The organism is Shewanella glacialimarina (assembly GCF_020511155.1).
Lineage (GTDB): Bacteria > Pseudomonadota > Gammaproteobacteria > Enterobacterales > Shewanellaceae > Shewanella > Shewanella glacialimarina.
Genome location: NZ_CP041216.1, coordinates 2,779,086 through 2,798,965, shown reverse-complemented (window position 1 = coordinate 2,798,965; position 19,880 = coordinate 2,779,086). Strand labels below are relative to the sequence as shown.

19 protein-coding genes and 1 tRNA gene are annotated in these 19,880 nt (G+C 41.2%); 15 read left to right on the top strand and 5 right to left on the bottom strand.

What is annotated here, in order from left to right; translation table 11 throughout:
* Positions 1–209: 209 nt before the first annotated feature.
* The 6 genes from rnm (at position 210) to FJ709_RS12135 (ending at position 4,565) form a co-directional block, all read left to right on the top strand.
* Positions 210–1,067, top strand: a complete 858-nt coding sequence (gene rnm, locus FJ709_RS12160; RefSeq protein ID WP_226410317.1) for an RNase RNM — start codon at positions 210–212, stop codon at positions 1,065–1,067.
* Positions 1,067–1,687 (top strand): L-threonylcarbamoyladenylate synthase, encoded by a 621-nt coding sequence (locus FJ709_RS12155; RefSeq protein ID WP_226410316.1) that lies wholly within the window; start codon positions 1,067–1,069, stop codon positions 1,685–1,687. The genes rnm and FJ709_RS12155 overlap by 1 nt, the downstream gene beginning before the upstream one ends.
* A gap of 134 nt (positions 1,688–1,821) precedes the next feature.
* Positions 1,822–2,610: a segregation and condensation protein A gene (locus FJ709_RS12150; RefSeq protein WP_226410315.1), complete on the top strand. Its 789-nt coding sequence runs from the start codon at positions 1,822–1,824 to the stop codon at positions 2,608–2,610.
* 22 nt (positions 2,611–2,632) lie between these two features.
* On the top strand, positions 2,633–3,235 hold the full coding sequence (gene scpB, locus FJ709_RS12145) for an SMC-Scp complex subunit ScpB (protein ID WP_226415973.1): 603 nt from the start codon (positions 2,633–2,635) through the stop codon (positions 3,233–3,235).
* Positions 3,236–3,258: 23 nt separating this feature from the next.
* A complete protein-coding gene (gene rluB / locus FJ709_RS12140; protein ID WP_226410314.1) occupies positions 3,259–4,131 on the top strand; it encodes a 23S rRNA pseudouridine(2605) synthase RluB in 873 nt (290 codons plus the stop codon).
* A 348-nt stretch (positions 4,132–4,479) separates the two neighbouring features.
* A tRNA-Leu gene (locus FJ709_RS12135) sits at positions 4,480–4,565 on the top strand.
* 242 nt (positions 4,566–4,807) lie between these two features.
* Here FJ709_RS12135 and FJ709_RS12130 read toward each other — a convergent pair.
* The gene (locus FJ709_RS12130; RefSeq protein ID WP_226410313.1) at positions 4,808–5,194 is read right to left on the bottom strand and encodes a DUF3301 domain-containing protein; all 387 of its coding nucleotides are present in this window, start codon (positions 5,192–5,194) and stop codon (positions 4,808–4,810) included.
* The gene (locus tag FJ709_RS12125) at positions 5,191–6,204 is read right to left on the bottom strand and encodes a DUF3549 family protein (protein ID WP_226410312.1); all 1,014 of its coding nucleotides are present in this window, start codon (positions 6,202–6,204) and stop codon (positions 5,191–5,193) included. Before FJ709_RS12125 ends, FJ709_RS12130 begins: the two co-directional genes overlap by 4 nt.
* Before the next feature lie 95 nt (positions 6,205–6,299).
* Here FJ709_RS12125 and FJ709_RS12120 point away from each other — a divergent pair, with 95 nt between their 5' ends.
* From FJ709_RS12120 to FJ709_RS12095, 6 genes are all read left to right on the top strand, one after another.
* Positions 6,300–6,620, top strand: a complete 321-nt coding sequence (locus FJ709_RS12120) for a YqcC family protein (RefSeq protein WP_226415972.1) — start codon at positions 6,300–6,302, stop codon at positions 6,618–6,620.
* A gap of 63 nt (positions 6,621–6,683) precedes the next feature.
* Complete coding sequence (gene truC, locus FJ709_RS12115; RefSeq protein WP_226410311.1) at positions 6,684–7,499, top strand: tRNA pseudouridine(65) synthase TruC; 816 nt, start codon at positions 6,684–6,686, stop codon at positions 7,497–7,499.
* 98 nt (positions 7,500–7,597) lie between these two features.
* Complete coding sequence (locus FJ709_RS12110) at positions 7,598–8,059, top strand: flavodoxin (RefSeq protein WP_226410310.1); 462 nt, start codon at positions 7,598–7,600, stop codon at positions 8,057–8,059.
* Positions 8,056–9,504 carry a PTS transporter subunit EIIC gene (locus FJ709_RS12105; protein ID WP_226415970.1) on the top strand — a complete coding sequence of 483 codons (1,449 nt, stop codon included), beginning with the start codon at positions 8,056–8,058 and terminating at the stop codon, positions 9,502–9,504. The genes FJ709_RS12110 and FJ709_RS12105 overlap by 4 nt, the downstream gene beginning before the upstream one ends.
* A 155-nt stretch (positions 9,505–9,659) precedes the next feature.
* On the top strand, positions 9,660–10,541 hold the full coding sequence (gene purU / locus FJ709_RS12100) for a formyltetrahydrofolate deformylase (protein WP_226415968.1): 882 nt from the start codon (positions 9,660–9,662) through the stop codon (positions 10,539–10,541).
* Between the two features lie 148 nt (positions 10,542–10,689).
* The gene (locus FJ709_RS12095) at positions 10,690–12,609 is read left to right on the top strand and encodes an HD domain-containing phosphohydrolase (protein ID WP_226410309.1); all 1,920 of its coding nucleotides are present in this window, start codon (positions 10,690–10,692) and stop codon (positions 12,607–12,609) included.
* 98 nt (positions 12,610–12,707) lie between these two features.
* Here FJ709_RS12095 and dapD read toward each other — a convergent pair whose 3' ends face one another.
* From dapD to map, 3 genes are read right to left on the bottom strand one after another with little or no spacing between them, the layout of a single operon-like run.
* A complete protein-coding gene (dapD, locus tag FJ709_RS12090; protein ID WP_226410308.1) occupies positions 12,708–13,532 on the bottom strand; it encodes a 2,3,4,5-tetrahydropyridine-2,6-dicarboxylate N-succinyltransferase in 825 nt (274 codons plus the stop codon).
* 24 nt (positions 13,533–13,556) lie between these two features.
* On the bottom strand, positions 13,557–16,130 hold the full coding sequence (gene glnD, locus FJ709_RS12085) for a bifunctional uridylyltransferase/uridylyl-removing protein GlnD (protein ID WP_226410307.1): 2,574 nt from the start codon (positions 16,128–16,130) through the stop codon (positions 13,557–13,559).
* 23 nt (positions 16,131–16,153) lie between these two features.
* The gene (gene map / locus FJ709_RS12080) at positions 16,154–16,951 is read right to left on the bottom strand and encodes a type I methionyl aminopeptidase (RefSeq protein WP_226410306.1); all 798 of its coding nucleotides are present in this window, start codon (positions 16,949–16,951) and stop codon (positions 16,154–16,156) included.
* Between the two features lie 354 nt (positions 16,952–17,305).
* On the opposite strand from map, the gene rpsB reads away from it, so the two are divergent.
* The 3 genes from rpsB (at position 17,306) to pyrH (ending at position 19,819) form a co-directional block, all read left to right on the top strand.
* On the top strand, positions 17,306–18,034 hold the full coding sequence (rpsB, locus tag FJ709_RS12075; RefSeq protein WP_226410305.1) for a 30S ribosomal protein S2: 729 nt from the start codon (positions 17,306–17,308) through the stop codon (positions 18,032–18,034).
* Positions 18,035–18,150: 116 nt separating this feature from the next.
* Positions 18,151–19,002, top strand: coding sequence for a translation elongation factor Ts (gene tsf, locus FJ709_RS12070; protein WP_226410304.1), 852 nt, complete (start codon positions 18,151–18,153; stop codon positions 19,000–19,002).
* Positions 19,003–19,072: 70 nt separating this feature from the next.
* Entirely contained in the window at positions 19,073–19,819 is a 747-nt protein-coding gene (gene pyrH / locus FJ709_RS12065) for a UMP kinase (RefSeq protein WP_226410303.1), read from the top strand.
* Positions 19,820–19,880 lie beyond the last annotated feature (61 nt).

The window sequence follows — 19,880 nt, the reverse complement described above, 5'->3', positions numbered from 1 at the left end:
GTGTCATGCAAGTCATCTAAGTCAGTGTGTTTTAGTGCCTATAGGAAACCTTAGCTGGCGCTTAATGTCAATTGAATATTATTCATTATTTTAATAAATGACTAATAAATTCGCTTGTAGGTGGTTTTTTTGCGGTATCTTGCTCTTATTTAGCGATTTATTTACACATACACAAAGCTTTTATTAGGAGTATCAAGTACAATATCGGCATGAATACTGAATCTATCTTGGCCGATTTACACAGCCACACAACTGCATCTGACGGCATGTTATCACCCTCAGAACTTGTTGCCCGAGCGCTTGAAAAAGGCGTGCAAATGTTGTCAATTACTGATCATGATACTATTGATGGTTTAGCGGAAGCACATTCATTTAACAATCAACAGGCTCAGCCGTTAAATTTGATTGATGGCACCGAAATATCCACCCGTTGGAATAATTTTGATATCCACATTGTGGGTTTAAATATTGATAAATCCCAGCCTGCGTTACTTGAATTCTTATTAGCACAACGTGAACTGCGTGAAGTTCGCGCCCAAGAGATTGGTTTACGCTTAGCCAAAGCAGGCATAGAAGGTGCCTACGAAGGCGCCAAAGCGATTGCCGGTGATGCGGCGTTAAGTCGTGGCCATTATGCCAGATGGCTAGCTGAACATGGTTACGCTAGCGATATGCCCAGTGTTTTTAAACGCTACTTAGCCCGTGGTAAAACAGGTTACGTCCCCAATAACTGGGGTGATATGGCAAATGCGATCAACGTGATCCATCAAGCGGGTGGTGTTGCAGTATTAGCGCATCCGAGCGGTTATAAACTCTCGGCAAAGTGGCTTAAAAAACTCGTAAAAGACTTTGCTGAAGCAGGCGGCGACGCCATGGAAGTCGTGCTTGGTCAGCAAACCATTGATGACCGCAATAACTTACTTGCATTATGCCACCAACATCAGCTACTAGGTTCATTGGGAAGTGATTTTCACTTTATAAGCAACTGGATAGAGTTAGGTAAAAATTTATATCAACCCCAAGGAGTGACTTGGGTTTGGCAATCAGCATCTTGGATGGAACGTTAATGAGCCAATTTTTTTATATACATGAAGAAAACCCACAAGCCAGATTAATCAATCAAGTTGTGGAAATTTTAAAGCAGGGTGGGGTTATCGTTTACCCAACCGACTCAGGCTATGCATTGGGTTGTATGATTGGCGATAAAAATGCAATGACCCGTATGGCTCGTATTCGCCAGATTGATAATGACCAAAATTTTTCATTAATGTGTCGTGATCTGTCTGAGTTAGCCAATTTTGCAAAAGTTGATAATCAAGCTTATCGTTTGCTAAAAAGCTGCACCCCTGGGCCATACACCTTCATTTTTAAAGCCAGTAAAGAAGTGCCTCGCCGTTTACAGTGTGAGAAAAAACGTACTATTGGTATTCGTGTACCGGATAACTTGATTTTACAAGCATTATTAGAAGCCTTGGGTGAGCCTTTAATGTCGACCAGTTTAGTAATGCCTAATGAAGAGCATGCTGAGTCTGATCCAGAACATATTCGCGATATTCTTGAGCATCAAGTTGAAGGCATCGTATTGGGTGGTTACTTGCCTGAAAAGCAAACAACCGTAATTGATATGTCAGAAGGTGAGATTAACATTTTACGTTATGGTGCTGGCGATACGGCGGCATTTGAATAGCAATTAGCGATAGAGTAGATAATTGTTTAATCCTTATCCATTAATGCGTATAATCGCGCGTTCGCTTTTAGGGCCTGTTTTATTGGGCGAAGAAACAGTCATTACGCACTAATAATCATAACAAACGGAGCGCTATGCAGGGTCATCAACAAAGCCTTCCATTAGCCATAGTTCGCGGCAAAGCGTTAGACGTTATGCCCAGTGATTTGTTTATTCCCCCAGAAGCATTAGAGGTATTTCTAGAGTCATTTGAAGGGCCGCTAGATTTACTTTTATACCTAATTCGCAAGCAAAAATTGGATGTGGTTGATTTACCCATTCAGCAAATTTCTCAGCAGTATTTACTTTATATCGAAGTGTTAACTGAGGCGAGAATTGAGCTAGCAGCCGATTATTTAGTGATGGCAGCAACCTTAGCTGAAATTAAATCACGTTTGTTGTTGCCTAAAATGGTGACAGAAAACGATGAGGAAGAAGACCCTAGAGTTGTACTTATTCGTCAGTTGAAAGCCTATGAAGTGATTAAACAGGCTGCATACGATTTAGATGAATTACCTCGACTAGAGCGGGATGTATTTCAAGTCAGTGCTGCCAAAGCACCCAACATCAAGCCTATTATTGTACCTCCAGATGTGACCTTGTTAGAATTAGCACGTGCATTTGGTGAGGTACTAAAACGCATTGACGCGAGCGAAGATCACCATGTAAAGCGCGAGCAACTGTCCACACGCGAGCGAATGAGCCAAATTTTAGCTAAGCTATCCAGTAACGAATACCTGCATTTTGAGCAGTTATTTGATTTTGAAGAAGGCCGTGCCGGTGTGGTGGTAAGTTTTTTAGCGTTAATGGAATTGATTAAAGAGTTATTAGTGGATGTGGTGCAGAACGAGCCTTTTGCCACCATTTATATTAAAGCCAAGTAATGTTAAATAAGTGTAAACCATGATGCAAATAAACCCGACTCAATTAAAGCAATTAATCGAAGCCAGTTTATTTGTATTAGCCAAGCCGATGACCATTAAAGCGTTGAGAGAAACCGTACTGGCTGATTTCAACGTGTCACGGGTTAAAATTAAAGCCGCTGTAGATGAATTACAGCAAGAATACCAAGAGCGCGGTGTTCAACTGGTGCAAGTGGCCGGCGGATATCGTTTTCAAACTCAAGAAATACTCAGCCCTTTTTTACAGCCACTCTGGCAAGAAAAAGCGCCAAAGTATTCTCGTGCAACCATGGAAACCTTAGCCGTGATTGCCTATCGACAACCCGTTACCCGGGGCGATATTGAACAAATAAGAGGTGTGGCGATCAGCAGTCACATCATTAAAAGTTTAGCTGATAGACATTGGATAAAAGTGGTCGGACACAAAGAGGTGCCGGGTAGACCAGCACTGTATGCAACCACCATTGATTTTTTATCTTATTTTGGCTTAAAAAAGTTAGCTGATTTACCTGAGCTAAATGATATTGAGTCACTTCAAGCGATGTTTGAAAAAGCCCAACAGGCACCACAAAATGTGGAGCAAACCTCGCAAGAGCAAGTCTCGTAAGAGCAAACTAAAGAGTAATACTAATGAGCGAAAAGTTGCAGAAAGTCTTGGCCCGTGCAGGCCATGGCTCCCGTCGTGAGATGGAGGCATGGATTGCTGCAGGCCGAGTTAGTATTGATGGTGAAATTGCCAATCTTGGTGACCGTGTTGAGGCTAGTGCCAAAATACGTATCGATGGACGCGCGATTGCATTAAAGTCAGTAGACGAAGTTATTTGTCGTGTGTTGGCGTACCACAAACCTGAAGGTGAAATTTGTTCGCGCAAAGACCCTGAAGGCCGCCCAACGGTTTTTGAACGTTTACCTAACATGCGTGACTCACGCTGGGTTGCTGTTGGACGTTTAGATATTAACACCTCAGGTTTATTGTTATTTACTTCAGATGGCGAGTTAGCTAACCGCTTAATGCATCCATCGAACGAAGTTGAGCGTGAATATGCCGTGCGTACCTTTGGTGAAGTACCAGAGGCTGCTGTGCAGCGTTTACGTACCGGTGTGACTCTAGAAGATGGCCCAGCCATGTTCGATAGCGTTAAACCTGCCGGTGGTGAAGGCATAAACCAGTGGTGGCATGTGACATTACGTGAAGGTCGTAACCGTGAGGTGCGTCGTTTATGGGAATCACAAGAAATACAAGTAAGCCGCCTGATCCGTATTCGCTATGGCATGATTGAATTACCTAAATCACTGCCGCGTGGCGGGTGGTTAGAACTTTCATTAGACCAAGTGAACTATTTGCGTCAGCTGGCTAGCTTAGACGTTGAAACCCGTTCACTTATCGGACACGATAAACACAGTGTTTCACGCTCGAAAGTGAAAAGTGCTAAAATTCGTCGTGCTGTGCGTAAAACGAAAGTGGTCACTGGTAAAGCTAAGCCTACGCGTCAACGTAGCTAATTAAGCTGTGAGTTTGTTTAGTATTAAAAGAAGGTCGCGTTAGCGGCCTTTTTTTATAGCGGATAAGTTTTATTTTATCATCACTGCGTTGCCATGCTTAGTTCGAGTGACCGATAACACCAACGCCCTAATAAAGCATGGGTATTAGACTTGCTGTTTAATTTTTAGCGGTTAATGAATAAAAACACTTCAGTTTGTTGTTTTTTAAGTCACTTGAATCGTTTGATTAAAATTAATAGTTGCGTGATTTCAAAAAAACAGTAAAGTGTGCAGCAAGTTCAGCGGCACAACCTAAGTTGTTAAGTTGACAATAGATTCTACGAATTGAAATTCAATTCGTCACAGTTTGCCCGAGTGGTGGAATCGGTAGACACAAGGGATTTAAAATCCCTCGCTGAATAAGCGTGCCAGTTCAAGTCTGGCCTCGGGTACCATTATTAGACTCACTTTGATATTTATATCGAGATTGAGTGATGGATAAAGAAGCCTCGACACTGCGTCGGGGCTTTTTTATGTCTGCATGTTTTTAAATGAGTTTTCAATTCGTTACCGCACTAGAATGAATCCACAGCTATTAGCCAACCATTATCACAAACAAAAATGCTACCCGTTAAGATAACATTTTGTGAGTGAATCATGATGGGTCTAACTCAGTCTGTTAACATCAGTTTGATAGCTAATGACACTTACCTGAATCACAACTTGTTTTAGTGCCGCAGCCACCAAATTTTCCCTGTGACATTGGTGCATCAAACCATTCAGGTTCAGGGAAAATCGGCCAGTCTATTTTAGTGACTCTTTTTCCATGCATATTAATATGCGCCTGATATTGATTCATCCCATCAGTGCTAAATTCAAACATAAACTTAGCTCGCCAACATAAGCCAGTTTGCCCGCCTAAACTTGGGCGAGCAGATTCCATAGCGATTGCAAGTAGCTGCACTTTTTGTTTGCCACAAGCCTGCTCAGCGAAAACGCGACTAAGTTCAGCCATATTGCGTAACTGCCAGAAGAAAGCAGCGGTGACAATCAGTGCAGCCATTATTAAAAAATCAGACATCATAGGCTTGTTGCCTTAAATAAACCGCCAATGGCGAGGGAGAGTTGTTCGCTGCGATCTGGATTACGCAAATCTGTTAGTAAAGCATTACGCAAGCTTGGTATGGCAACAATATCAGCAAAAACTTGATTAAAAAAGCTTTGTGGCTGTTTTGCCAGCGCTTCTAAAAAGAATTTGCGGGTGGTGTCATCTTTCAATGCTAACCAATTACGCGCTGCTATTGTGATTAGCATAGTTTCATCAAGTTGATCTTGAACATTTAATCTATGTATTGCCTGTTGACTGAGTTTTGTATTTGATGCCAACGCTTTTAAAAATAGCCCCTTATATTCTACTGGGGATTGGTCAAATAATGTTACTAATACGTCAGCTAAGGGCTGTTCAATCGGCAGGTGTTCAAAGCAGCTACATAATGCCGCTTGTACTTCTACAGGGGCCAGCGGCAAAATGTTGATAATATCCTGTTGGTGGTCAAATGATGACATTCTCACGCATACATCGGCTAAACCTTGCATACCAATTTGCTGCCATTGTTGTGGCGGCATTTGCCCGGCAAGATACTGCGCTGCAATTTCATATTGATTTGAGGCTTGCTCGCCCAGTTGTTTTTTGACTAAGGCATTAAAAATAGCCAATTTATGTTGATTGGGTTTAAAGCTGAATGGGTGGTTAGCCAATTGTTGTTGCTGTTCATCCGTTAGGTCTTGAGTCGGATCTCGGCCTAACGCCTCTAAAATCATCTTTATAAATTGTTGTCTTGGCGCGGGGGAGAGTAATCCCTGTTCATCAAGGGCCAGTTTGATAAACCAAATGTATGGTTGTTGGCTTTGCTGCCAAAAAACTATCGCAAACTGCGCATGGCCTTGAATGGGATAAGGGTAGGGGGCAACCAATGACTCTATTTGATGAAATGCCATCATATCGATATTTTGTACTCTTCTGCCTAAATCATAAACCTGGAATTGAGTGTTAGCTGTGGCAAGAAATTGGCTAAGGGTGGTGATTTCTGTCATGGGGACTCGCTATACAAAACGTGGCAATATGTGGGTATTAATGGTGGCTAATGTTATCATATTCAACCTTTGCCATTGTATTTGAGCCATTATATATGCTTTATGAAGCGAGTCTGACTTTTTTAGAAAAATTAGAGCAGCAACTCAAGTTGTTAGGTCTATGGTCATTAACGCCTCCTTCCACTATAGCGCTGGCAAGTACGGCTCCATTTGCATGCGATACCTTAGCATTTGAGCAATGGTTACAATTTATTTTTATTCCTAAAATGCAGCAATTAATCGACACGCAAAGCTCGTTACCTAGCCAAATGGCGATAGCGCCAATGGCGCAACAGGTGTGGCAAGCGCTACCTGACAGACAAGAGATAATTGCACTATTGGATCAATTTGACCAACTGTTAACTAATCAATATTAGTGCAGGCTGGTGACAATAAGCGACCTAATGACTATGAGCGACTCCAATTTATATGACCTTTTAATGGCTGATATTGAGCCAGAACAAGAGGGTGATCAGACGTTAAATGCTGATGAAGAGCAACAAAGCCCCCCAGAATTAGCCGTTTTATTTGAAGATGAACACATTGTCGCTATTCACAAACCCGCAGGCTTGTTAGTGCATCGTAGCTACTTGGCGCGTAAAGAACGTTTTTTTGCTATGCAACTTACCCGGGATCTCGTTGGCTGCCATGTTTTTCCAGTTCATCGTTTAGACCGCCCCACATCTGGCGTGTTGTTATTTGCCAAAAGCAGTGAATGTGCACGTACTTTATGTGAGCAATTTGAAAATCATACCGTCACTAAACGCTATTTGGCTTTAGTGCGCGGTAATATGCATGATGGCGGTGAGCTCGACTATGCTTTAAGAGTTGAACTTGATGATGTTGCTGACAAATTTGCAGCTGCGGATAAACCCGCTCAAGATGCTGTGACCTTTTATCAGCCGCTACTTAATAGTGAAATCCCATTTAGTTCAGGTCGTTATCCAACCAGTCGTTTCGGATTAGTCAAGCTCACACCTAAAACAGGCAGAAAACATCAATTGCGTCGCCATATGGCACATTTACGTCATCCTATTATTGGTGATACCACCCATGGCGATGGTAAACAAAATAAATTCGGGCGTGAGCATTTTGGCGTCAACCGTTTATGGCTTATTGCTAAAAGCTTGCAATTTACCCACCCAATAACGGGTGAGCCAATGCACATAGAGACTGAGTTAGAACAAGAGTGGTTAGATCTTTTCAGTTTACTGGGGTGGAACGATCTAGATACTGAAGCCAGTATGCTTATTTAAATTCATCAATAAAACCCACTTGCTACAAAGCAAATTTATACAGTATGTTAGTTATAATCTAATTGATTTTTAAATCATGGCACAGGAAGGATAAAGTAGTGGCAAATGTTAATCTTGTTTTTGGTACTGTTTATGGCAGTGCGCAATTTACCGCTGAAACATTAGCAAAAAAAATTACTGAGATGGGTTTTACAACCACCTTAAAGCAACCAGATGAGCTAGCAGGATTTATTCCTGCTGAATCTGATTATCTTATTATTGTTTGCTCAACCACAGGCCAAGGTGATTTACCGGAAGATATTCAACCTTGGTTTACACAAATGAAATCTGCCGCGCCCTATTTACCAAAATTGAAATACAGCATTGTTGGTCTAGGTGATTCAAGTTATGACACCTTTTGCGGCGCAGCAAAACAGTTTGATGAGCTATTAAATGAGCTTGGCGCACAGGCATTAACCCCTAGATTGGAAATAGATGCCACAGAAACCATGGAACCTGAGTTAGATGCAGTTCAATGGCTAACAACTTGGCAAGCCGCAGCTAATGCAGACATGTTATAGGTAAATTTTCTAAACACGTCATTACCCAGCAATGGTTTAAGTTCGCACAGCGATTAAGCCAGGCTTTATTGATCCCGATTGCTATACTACCAGCCGCTGGGGTTATGCTGGGTATCACGGCTAATCCCTTAACCTTCATTCCTGAAGCCGTTAATTTAATCTTTTCTTCTGTCGGTCACCTAATCTTTACTATGATGCCACTGCTTTTTGCTGTCGCGATAGCAATTGGATTTTGTAAAGATCAGGGGCTTGCCGCTTTTTCTGCCGTTTTCGGGTTTGGTGTGTTTATCTCAACCATGGGCGCACTGAGTTCACTCTATCAATTACCCTCAAGGCCAATGTGGGGTATCGAAACCATAGATACTGGTATAGCGGGTGGTATGTTGGTCGGTGCTATAACCTATATCGCGGTTAAGATGAGTGAAAAGTTAACCCTACCAGCTATCTTCTCATTTTTTGAAGGTCGTCGAAGCGCACCCTTAATTATTTTGCCTTTAGCTATGATACTCGCAAGCGTGCTTGCTTTTATTTGGCCTCCCTTATCGTCAAATATAGAACTGCTATCTAATTGGGCAGTTTATCAAGACCCTTCGGTTGCATTTGGATTATATGGTTTTGTTGAGCGTTTACTGATCCCATTAGGACTACACCACATATGGAATGCACCATTTTACTTAGAGTTTGGTCATTTTTGGCATGATGGACAACTGGTACGTGGTGAGGTCGGTCGATATTTAGCTGGTGATCCTATGGCGGGTAATCTTGCTGGAGGCTATTTAATTAAAATGTGGGGTTTACCTGCTGCGGCATTCGCCATATGGCGTTGTGCGGACAAAACTGAACGAAATCGAGTGGCGGGTATTATGTTATCTGCCGGTATGGCAAGTTGGCTGACCGGTGTTACCGAGCCCATTGAGTTCGCTTTTATGTTTGTCGCCCCTTTGCTTTTTTTGGTACATGCGGTGTTAACGGGTGTGGCCTATAGTATTTGTATACTGCTCGATGTTCACCACAGCATTGTATTTTCCCATGGATTAGTGGATTTTAGTTTACTGTTTCCCCAATCGAGTAATCGTTACTGGTTTATGATATTAGGTCCATTAACGGCCGTTGTTTATTACAGTTTGTTTCGTATTAGTATTATTGGCTTTAACTTGAAAACCCCAGGAAGGCTGACTCCTACAAGTGCTTTACCCCAACAAAAAGAAAGTTTAAGGGGGATGGTGGCAGGTTTAGGTGGGCGAGATAATATTATTGAGCTTTCTGCATGTTTAACGCGATTAAGAGTTAGCGTAATTGATTCAGCTTTAATTGATAAAGCACGTTTAGTTCGCTTAGGGGCAAAAGGGGTCGTGGTGGTTGGTAAAGGGGTGCAAGTGGTCTATGGAACTAAAGCAGAAACCCTCAGAAAGCTTTTACAAAAATACATAGATTCCCGTCGATAAACTTCATTTTTGATAATAATTCATCATTTTTTATGCTTAATGTTTAGTTAGTGGCCTATTTTGTGAAAATTTATTAAATTTCAGTATAAAAGTTACCAAATCATGGCAGTTTAATGGCAGACTTAAGTAATGAAATTTTTAGTCGAGACTTAACCATGGCATTATCAGAAACGACTGCGAGCGACCACATCGCGCAATCGACAGTAACCAGAAAAATCCTCATTATTGACTGTGCAGACGCTCAAGGGCTAATTGCAAAAATAACCGGCGTGTGTTTTGCCCATCATCTGAATGTGATTAAAAATACTGAGTTTGTTGACCATGCTCAAGGGCGATTTTTTATGCGCACAGTATTAGATGGCAAGATTAATGATGCTGAATTTATCAGTGCATTAAAAGCGGTGTTACCCGCTAAAAACCATTTAAAACTAGTCGATGCGGGTAAAAAACGAATCGTGGTGATGGTAACAAAAGAGGCGCATTGTTTAGGTGATTTATTAATGAAGTCATACTACGGTGGTTTAGATGTAGAAATTGCAGCCGTGGTAGGGAATTATGATGTGTTGCAAAATTTAACTGAAAAATTTGATATTCCTTATCACTTTGTTAGTCATGAAGGGTTAAATCGCGAAGAACATGAGCAGGCTATGCTTGAGGTTATTCAGCCTTACGACACTGATTACCTTGTCTTAGCTAAATATATGCGGGTATTAACTCCTGAATTTGTGGCTCAATTTCCTGACAGAATTATTAATATTCACCATTCATTTTTACCGGCATTTATTGGTGCTTCACCTTATAAACAAGCTTGGGACCGAGGGGTGAAAATTATTGGTGCGACAGCCCATTTTGTTAATAACTGTTTAGATGAGGGACCTATCATTAAGCAAGATGTTATTTCTGTTGATCACAGCTACAGTGCAGAAGAGCTAGCTCATCAAGGTAGAGATGTTGAGAAAAGTGTACTCAGTAAAGCTCTGCAATTAGTTCTGAATGAACAAGTGGTCGTTTATGGCAATAAAACAGTCGTATTTTAAGGGTTAATATTTTACTCAAACATCAAGCCTACAACAAAATGTAGGCTTTTTTATAGGGCTAAATAACTGTTTTATTGAAAATTATTAGCCATAAATAATTATTAAGCTAAGATAAGTAGAGGGTATAAATAGACAAGGATTGTACAGAATGCATCAAAAGAACGACTTTTTTTTGAAACACGCAGAGCTACCTAAAGGGTTCGAACTGTCATGGGCTATGTTCAATCATCGCTTAGAGATAGTAAAATTAAGTGAAGCTTTATATTCACAAGTTAAAAAACCCATCGCCTCTATCTTAAAGCAGCCCATGTCAGCCACGTTTCCAACCCTAGAGTTAACCTTAATTGATTTAACTAATCGAACCACAAAACAGCTGTTGCACTTTATTGATGAACGAGGTCATGCACAGCAAGTTATCATAGTGCCAATTGACGACAGTGCTGACCACTGGTGCATGGTGCTAACCCAATTAGATTTAGATGAAAAATGGTTAATGGATCTCCACCCTGACTACAATTTAGCCATTCAATCTAGCGATGATTGGTTACAACAAATTGAAGCTGTGATTACTGCCAAATCCGATGTGGTATTCAAAACAGCATTGCAACAAGCGCTTGCGCTAACCCACAGTCAAGTAGGTTATCTGCATATTTATGATGAAAAACATAATAAAATTGTTCGCACGGCTTGGACCGATAAAGTGAAGCAGTTTTTTGCTATTTCAGATAATCAGCAATATCTTGCAGACTCAGGACTGTGGGCTGAAACGATTAAAACCAAACAAGCGACAATTGATAATGACCCCCTAGATAATTCAGTTCGCTTACAAAGAGATGGCTATTTTGCGTTTAATAATCACCTTTGTGTCCCTATTCGATATCGTAAAAAAGTGGTGGGTATTATTGGTGTGGGTAATAGGGATAAACCTTTTACCCAGGTTGATGCAAAATCATTGGCGATCTATGCGACCATTTTGTGGCACTGTGTCGAACTCCCGCGCACAATTAATGCAATGTCTAAACAGTCAGTCATTATTAAAGACCAAAAAGAGAAAATGACTCACATACTAGTGCAGCTTGTTGGTGCTATTTCAGAAGCCTTAGAGCTAAAAGATGCCTATACCGCAGGTCATCAAAAATCAGTCGCACAATTAAGTTATTTAATGGGCGAAAAAATGGGTTTACCTGCAGATCAGTTAGAGGGGCTAAAGCTAGGGGCATTAATTCATGACATAGGTAAGCTTGCCATACCGAGTCAAATTCTTGCTAAACCTTCCAGATTGACGGCAATTGAGTATGAGTTAGTCAAGCAGCATCCTGTGCAAGGAGCGTTAATTGTTGATGAAGTCGAATTCCCCTGGCCCATTAAGCAGATGATTTTGCAACATCATGAGCGCCTAGACGGTTCTGGATACCCTAGTGGTTTAAAAGAGAAAGACATAATTATTGAGGCAAAAATTATCGCTGTTGCGGATGTGGCTGACTCTATTTTAAGCCATCGGCCTTATCGACCGTCTATGGGAATGGCGGCGTTAAATGATGTGCTAATAGAAGGCCGAGGTAAGATATTTGACGCCCATGTGGTTGATGCTTGTTTAGATATTCTGGCTATTCACGATCTTAAAACAGCTGAATATGTCGGCAGTTTATCATTGGATCCAGCAGTTACCATTGAGGAATATCATACACTTGAGCATACTGAAAATATGCTAAATAAGGCAAAAATGCAAGTCGCTGTGGTCTTGTCAGAACAAAACCGTTTACCCATAGGTGTGATAGATAAAAAGACGTTAGCTTTTTGGCGTAGCCCATTTTTAGATACCGCAGCAGAACGATTGGTTGACCGTAGTTTGCTCAATAAACGTGCCCACCAAATAATGGACCATAAAATTAATATTATTGCCGCTAACACGATTTTAAAAGACGCCAAAATTTTAATGGAAAAAAACAATACTGATTATCTTGTGGTGCAAAATATTGATAATCAAGTTATCGGTATTGTGACATGGAAAATTTTAGCCAATGCATTGATGAATGAGCTGGATGAAGAGCGTTCGATGCAAAGTTAAATGTTCAGAAACAGATGCATTTGATTTTAAGGAATTAAAAAAGGCTCCTAAGAGCCTTTGTTGTTAACCAGAATAGAACATGCTAGTTGATTTATAATTTAATCAACAATACGTAATAACTCGTTAATACCGACTTTTCCACGGGTTTTAGCATCTACTTTTTTGACAATAATTGCGGCGTATAGGCTGTAAGTTCCGCACTTTGACGGTAAGTTACCTGAAACGACTACAGAGCCTGCAGGCACTCGACCATAATGCACTTCACCTGTCTCGCGATCAAAAATGCGTGTGCTTTGACCAATATAAACACCCATTGAAATTACACTGCCTTCTTCAACAATGACACCTTCAACGATTTCGCTACGGGCACCAATAAAGCAGTTATCTTCAATAATAGTCGGGCCTGCTTGTAATGGCTCTAATACACCACCAATGCCAACACCACCTGATAAGTGAACATTCTTACCAATTTGTGCGCATGAACCTACGGTTGCCCAGGTGTCAACCATAGTACCTTCATCAACATAGGCGCCTAAGTTAACGTATGATGGCATTAATACGGTATTTTTACCGATAAATGAGCCTTTACGAACCGTTGCTGGCGGGACCACGCGGATTGCTTCAGCTTTAAAACGTGCTTCATCATAGTCAGCAAACTTTTGTGGCACTTTATCAAAATATTTAGTGTCACCACCTTCGATAACACCGTTATCAAAAATACGGAATGATAATAATACCGCTTTTTTTAACCACTGATGAACATGCCATTCGCCATCTATTTTTTCAGCTACACGTGCTTGACCTTTATCAAGCATGTTTATCACTGTCTCTACGTCAGCACGTAAACTTGGCTCTACTGTGCTAGGGGTGATAGTTTGACGTGCTTCAAATGCCGCCTCTATTCGTTGGCGTAATGCCTCCATGGAACTCTCCCAATATCATATTGATTAACTAGATTGATTCAACGCTACATGTAGCGCATAAGATAAATGTTGTTGTTGCGCTTCATTTAGCGCCTGGCCATCTTGTGTTTGTAAGATGAAAAAATCTTCTGCTCGTTCGCCAATGGTGGTGATCTTGGCTGCTAATAAAGTCACTTCACAGCGGTAAAGAATATCACCCACTTTTGCTAATAATCCTGGTGAATCAAGGGCTATTAGTTCCATCATACTGGTATCTTGACGAATACTCGGTAAGAAACTGACCTGCGTAGGCACATTAAAGGGCTTCATTATTCGCGCAAGTTTTCTAAATTTAGGTAATTTAGGGTTTTCATTTGCAAGGGCTTTTTCAAGCGCCTTTCTGATACTCTGTATGCGTGACAGCTGTAAAATAGGCTCGCCATCTTGTTCTAAAATAACGAAAGTGTCTAGTGCAAAATTATCAATTGACGTCATGATATTTGCATCATGTACGTTGATGTTTTTATTGTCCAAAACGGTCATTACGGTGGCGAATAGTTTGGGCCTATCTTTGCTGTAAACAAATAATTCAGTGCCACCACGGGTGGTGTGTTTTGACATTAATACCAAGGGTTCATCTTGGTTATGTTTAATAATAGCTTCGGTATGCCATGCGACTTGATTAGGTTGGTGACGTAAAAAATACTCAGGCTTAAATCGACTCCATAATGCCTGCATATCTTTATCTTTTAGGCCACGACGAAACAGTTCTTTTTGGGCTTTAGCCTGAACTTCGTCAACTCTAGCTTGTTCATCTACTGGCTTTTCTTTACCTCTTGCCAGTACTCGCTGGGTCGAGAAGTATAAATCCCGTAGCAGAGAGCCTTTCCAATTATTCCAGGTTTTTTCATTGGTAGCGCAAATGTCGGCGACAGTTAAACAATACAAATAACTTAAGTGCGCGGCATCGTGCACTTTATCGGCAAAGGCTGCCACTACATCGGGGTCTGAAATATCCCGCCTTTGAGCGGTTATAGACATCACTAAATGATTTTCGACAAGCCAGGCAACTAAACGGCCGTCATGATCATTTAAGCCGTGCAGTTTACAAAAATCGAGCGCATCTTGGGCACCGAGTTTACTGTGATCGCCGCCGCGGCCTTTCGCTATGTCATGAAAAATAGCACCTAATACGAGTAAGCCTTTTTTGGGCAACTGGTTAATCAGTACCGCGCCAAGTGGAAACTCATCTTTTTGCTCGGCTTGTGAGAAGCGCTCAATGTTCAGTAATAATCTATGGGTATGCTCATCTACAGTGTAGGCATGGAATAGGTCAAACTGCATTTGTCCTTCAATGCTTCTCCAGGCGGGTAGATATGATGATAAAATACCGTGTTTATGCATCATCGAAAACGCAATAATACCGCGAGGGTGTTTTAATATTTCCATAAACACTTTACGACAAGCAGCATTATCTTGCAGTGGACCCGTTAAGCTGCGGCGAGCTTTTCTCAATAAGCGTAATGTTGGGGCATAAATATTTTCAATATTAGAGTTTCTAATTGAATGCAAAAACAAACGTAAAATCTCTTCGGGATATTGGCTGAATAATTCATCATTTAATACTTCAATGTAATGGCCACGACGTTGGTAATCATCATTAATTTTTCTAATTTCAAGCGCTTTAATATGCCCTAGCGTTGCCCGTTTGAATAGTTGCAACAGCATTTGATTCAACTCCATTATTCGCCTTACGGTGCGATAATAGCGTTTCATCATTTGTTCTACAGCTAGCTGAGTCGCATCTTGATAACCCAATAGACTGGCAACTTGTCGTTGCAAGTCAAATAATAAGCGGTTTTCATTGCGATTAGCACTAATGTGCAAAGCAAAGCGAATTTCCCATAAATAATTTTGGCACTCTAGAAGCTCATCTAGCTCTGATGGCTCAAGAAAATCGTGCTCAACTAACTCGGTTAAGTTGGCCGCATCAAAATGTCGCATAGCCACCCAGGCGATGGTTTGAATATCCCGAAGCCCGCCTGGACAAGTCTTAATATTAGGTTCGAGGTCAAAGGCACTCGCTCTTGAATGACGAAGAGTTTGCTCTTCTTTTTTGGCATTATAAAAATCAGCTGAAGGCCAAAAGTCATCCTGGCGAATGCGTTGATATAACAGCTCAAATAATTGCGTGTTACCGCACAAAAAGCGCGCTTCAATTAAATTGGTGGCGATGGTAATGTCAGCTTTGCCTTGCTCAATGGTGTGTGCAATGGTTCTGACACTGTGACCAATTTCAAGCCCTGCATCCCAAAGGTAGGTGATCAGTTCGCTGAGTTTAGCCTGGGTGTTTTGACATATTTCATCTTGTTCAACTAAAAACAATAAATCGACGTCAGAATAGGGCAATAGCTCACCCCGTCCATACCCACCTACTGCAATTAATGTCATCGAATATTGGTCTAACTGACAATCAACCCAAGCCTTTTGGAGTAAGTTATCAATAAATGCGCTGCGTTGGCTAACAATGTCTGCGATAGGGTGTTTCGCTTTATATTGCTCAACTAAGCGCTGGTTAAGTTCAAGTAGAGTATTTTTAGCTGCCAGCGCGGTATTCATTGATATCCTTGACTGATTAAGAGTTAAAAGTTAATGATTCTCGGAAAATCTTCTTCGTCACGTAAGGTCAGTACTTCAACACCAGTTTCGGTGACGAGTAGCGTATGCTCCCATTGAGCTGAATTTTTACCATCTGAGGTAGTCACAGTCCAGTTGTCATTTTTATCTAATATCGATGTATGACGACCAGCGTTGATCATAGGTTCGATAGTGAAACACATACCGGGTTTAATCACGGTTTTGTCATTATTTTTATAATGGACAACTTGAGGTTCTTCGTGGAAGCCTGAACCAATACCATGACCGCAATAATCTTGCACGATAGAATACTTATCAAGTCCTGATTTGCTCGCCTTGATGAATTTTTCGATGGTTGTACCAATTTCACCTAATTTTGCACCAGGACGCACTTGACGGATTGCAAGGTAGAGACTTTCTTGTGCAATACGGCACAAGCGTTTGTCTTTAGGGCTCACTTCACCAATTAAAAACATCTTTGAGGTATCGCCATGATAACCGTCTTTTATCACTGTAATATCAATGTTTAATATATCACCGTTTTTTAATACGTAATCAGAAGGGATGCCATGACAAATAGTATTATTGACTGAAGTGCAAATCGACTTAGGAAAACCATGATAATTAAGCGGTGCTGAAATAGCACCTTGCTCTTCGGTATATTGAGCACAAATAGCATTTAACTGTTCAGTTGTCGCGCCCACAATAACGTGTGGCACGATCATTTCCAGTACTTGCGCCGCGAGTTTACCCGCTGCGCGCATTTTTTCAATTTCGTCGGCATTCTTAATCACAATACTCATGAATCTTCTCTTGGTTTTTAACGTTCAAAAAAGGCACGTTTTTAGTCATCAATTATACGCAAAAATTTGTATTTGATAGCCGTTTATGGTATAAAGCGCGCCGTTATGTGTAAGTTGTTGTTTGCTGTTTGTGGAACTTTGCAGAATAACTTTCTACTTTTGAGTAGCTGGATATTCTATTTTCAACAAACTGTCAAAATTTGCGGCTATTATACATGGCAATTAACTTAAATACTAAATCACACACGTATCGGCACATTTTTCGGGGTGCTCTTAAAGCCATAATAGGTTGCTAAGGGTCGAGAAATGGGATGCGTGGAGGTCTAACCCCTTTATTACATTAAGGTAAATAAAATGACTACAGTTACAATGCGCGAAATGCTTCAGGCTGGTGTTCACTTCGGTCACCAAACACGTTATTGGAACCCAAAGATGAAGCCTTTCATCTTCGGTGCTCGCAACGGTGTACACATCATCAACCTTGAGCACACTGTACCAATGTTCAATGAAGCTTTAGCTTTCATTAGCAATGTTGCTTCTAAAAAAGGTAAAGTTTTATTCGTAGGTACTAAGCGCGCTGCTGGCGAAGCTATCAAAGAATCTGCAATTTCTTGTGACCAGTATTATGTTGATCACCGCTGGTTAGGCGGTATGTTAACAAACTGGAAAACTGTTCGTCAGTCAATCAAGCGTCTTAAAGAGCTAGAAAGCCAGTCTGTTGACGGTACTTTCGACAAGCTAACTAAGAAAGAAGCGTTAATGCGCTCACGCGAGTTAGACAAGTTAGAAAAATCTTTAGGCGGAATCAAAAACATGGGCGGTTTACCTGACGTATTATTCGTTATCGGTGCTGACCATGAGCATATCGCTATTAAAGAAGCTAACAACCTAGGTATCCCAGTTGTTGCAGTTGTTGATACTAACTCTGCTCCAGATGGCGTTAACTATATCGTTCCTGGTAACGATGATGCGATGCGTGCAATTCGTTTGTACACTTCATCTGTTGCTGCTGCCGCTAACTCAGGCCGTGGTCAAGATATCGCTGTTCAAGCTGAACAAGACGGTTTCGTAGAAGCTGTTTAATAAGGCGAGATGGATAACCATCCCCCTTATTTGCCAATAAAAAATTGGTGAGCAGGGGCCTAATGGCCCCTGTTTTATAATGTAAAATTAGACCAACTAAATTAGAGGATTTAACAATGGCGATTACTGCTGCCCAAGTTAAAGAACTTCGTGACCGCACTGGCGCTGGCATGATGGACTGTAAGAATGCACTGACTGAAACTGACGGTGACATCGAACTAGCGATTGATAACATGCGTAAAAGTGGCGCTGCTAAAGCTGCTAAAAAAGCGGGCAATATCGCTGCTGACGGTGCAATTCTGATTAAGAATGGCGAAGGTTTCGCTGCGCTATTAGAAGTTAACTGTCAAACTGACTTCGTTGCAAAAGACTCAAACTTCCTAGGATTTGCTAACGCAGTTCTAGATGTTGCTGCTGCATCTAAAGTGTCTATTGAAGACTTAAAAGCACAGTTTGAAGAAACTCGTGTTGCACTAGTGACTAAAATTGGTGAAAACATCAACATTCGTCGTGTTGAGTACATCGATGGTGCTAACTTAGCATCTTACCGTCACGGCGACCGTATCGGTGTTGTTGTTACTGGTGATGCTGACGAAGAAACATTAAAGCATATCGCAATGCACGTTGCTGCTTCTAAGCCTGAATTCGTTAACCCTGAAGATGTACCTGCAGAACTTGTTGAAAGAGAACAAGCTCTACAAGTAGAAATCGCCATGAACGAAGGTAAGCCACAAGAGATCGCTGAGAAGATGGTTGTTGGTCGTATGAAGAAGTTTACTGGTGAGATCTCTCTTACTGGTCAAGCTTACATCATGGAACCAAAGAAAACTGTTGGCGAAGTTCTTAAAGAGAAAAAAGCGACAGTAACTAACTTCATCCGTTTAGAAGTTGGCGAAGGTATTGAAAAGAAACAAGAAGATTTTGCTGCTGAAGTAGCTGCACAAATCGCTGCCACTAAAAAGGCGTAATCGCTTTTTCTTTAAAAGACCCTAAGACCGCAGCTATCGCTGCGGTCTTGTTATGATCAGGATCAAAATTATGAGCACCAATCCAAAACCTGCGTTTAGACGTATTCTGCTTAAATTAAGCGGTGAAGCATTAATGGGCGAAGAAGGCTTCGGCATCGACCCTAAAGTACTTGATCGTATGGCTCAAGAAGTAAAAGAGCTGGTTGAGTTAGGTATTCAAGTTGGTGTGGTTATTGGTGGTGGTAATCTATTCCGAGGTGAAGGTCTTGCACAAGCAGGCATGAACCGTGTAGTGGGTGATCACATGGGAATGTTAGCAACGGTAATGAATGGTTTAGCCATGCGTGACGCGCTTCACCGTGCCTATGTTAACGCACGTCTCATGTCAGCGATTCCGTTAAAGGGCGTTTGTGATGATTACAACTGGGCTGAGGCGATTAGTTTACTTAAGTCTGGTCGAGTAGTGATTTTTGCTGCGGGTACAGGTAATCCATTTTGTACTACTGATTCAGCTGCTTGCCTACGCGGTATTGAAATTGAAGCAGAAGTGGTCTTAAAAGGGACCAAAGTTGATGGTGTTTACTCCGCGGACCCAATGAAAGATCCTGAAGCTATTAAGTACGATGCGCTCACTTATGCTGAAGTATTAGAGTCCGAATTTAAGATAATGGACCTTGCTGCATTTACAATGGCACGTGATCACGATATACCTATTTTAGTGTTTAACATGAACAAGCCTGGCGCACTTCGACGCGTGATTATGGGCGAAGGTGAAGGCACTATTATTAGTAGTCAAAAAAATAGTAACCCAAAATAACTTCATTATTGCATTAAATAATGTGCAATCCTTATTTGAGCTGATCTAATGTCTGTGTCAT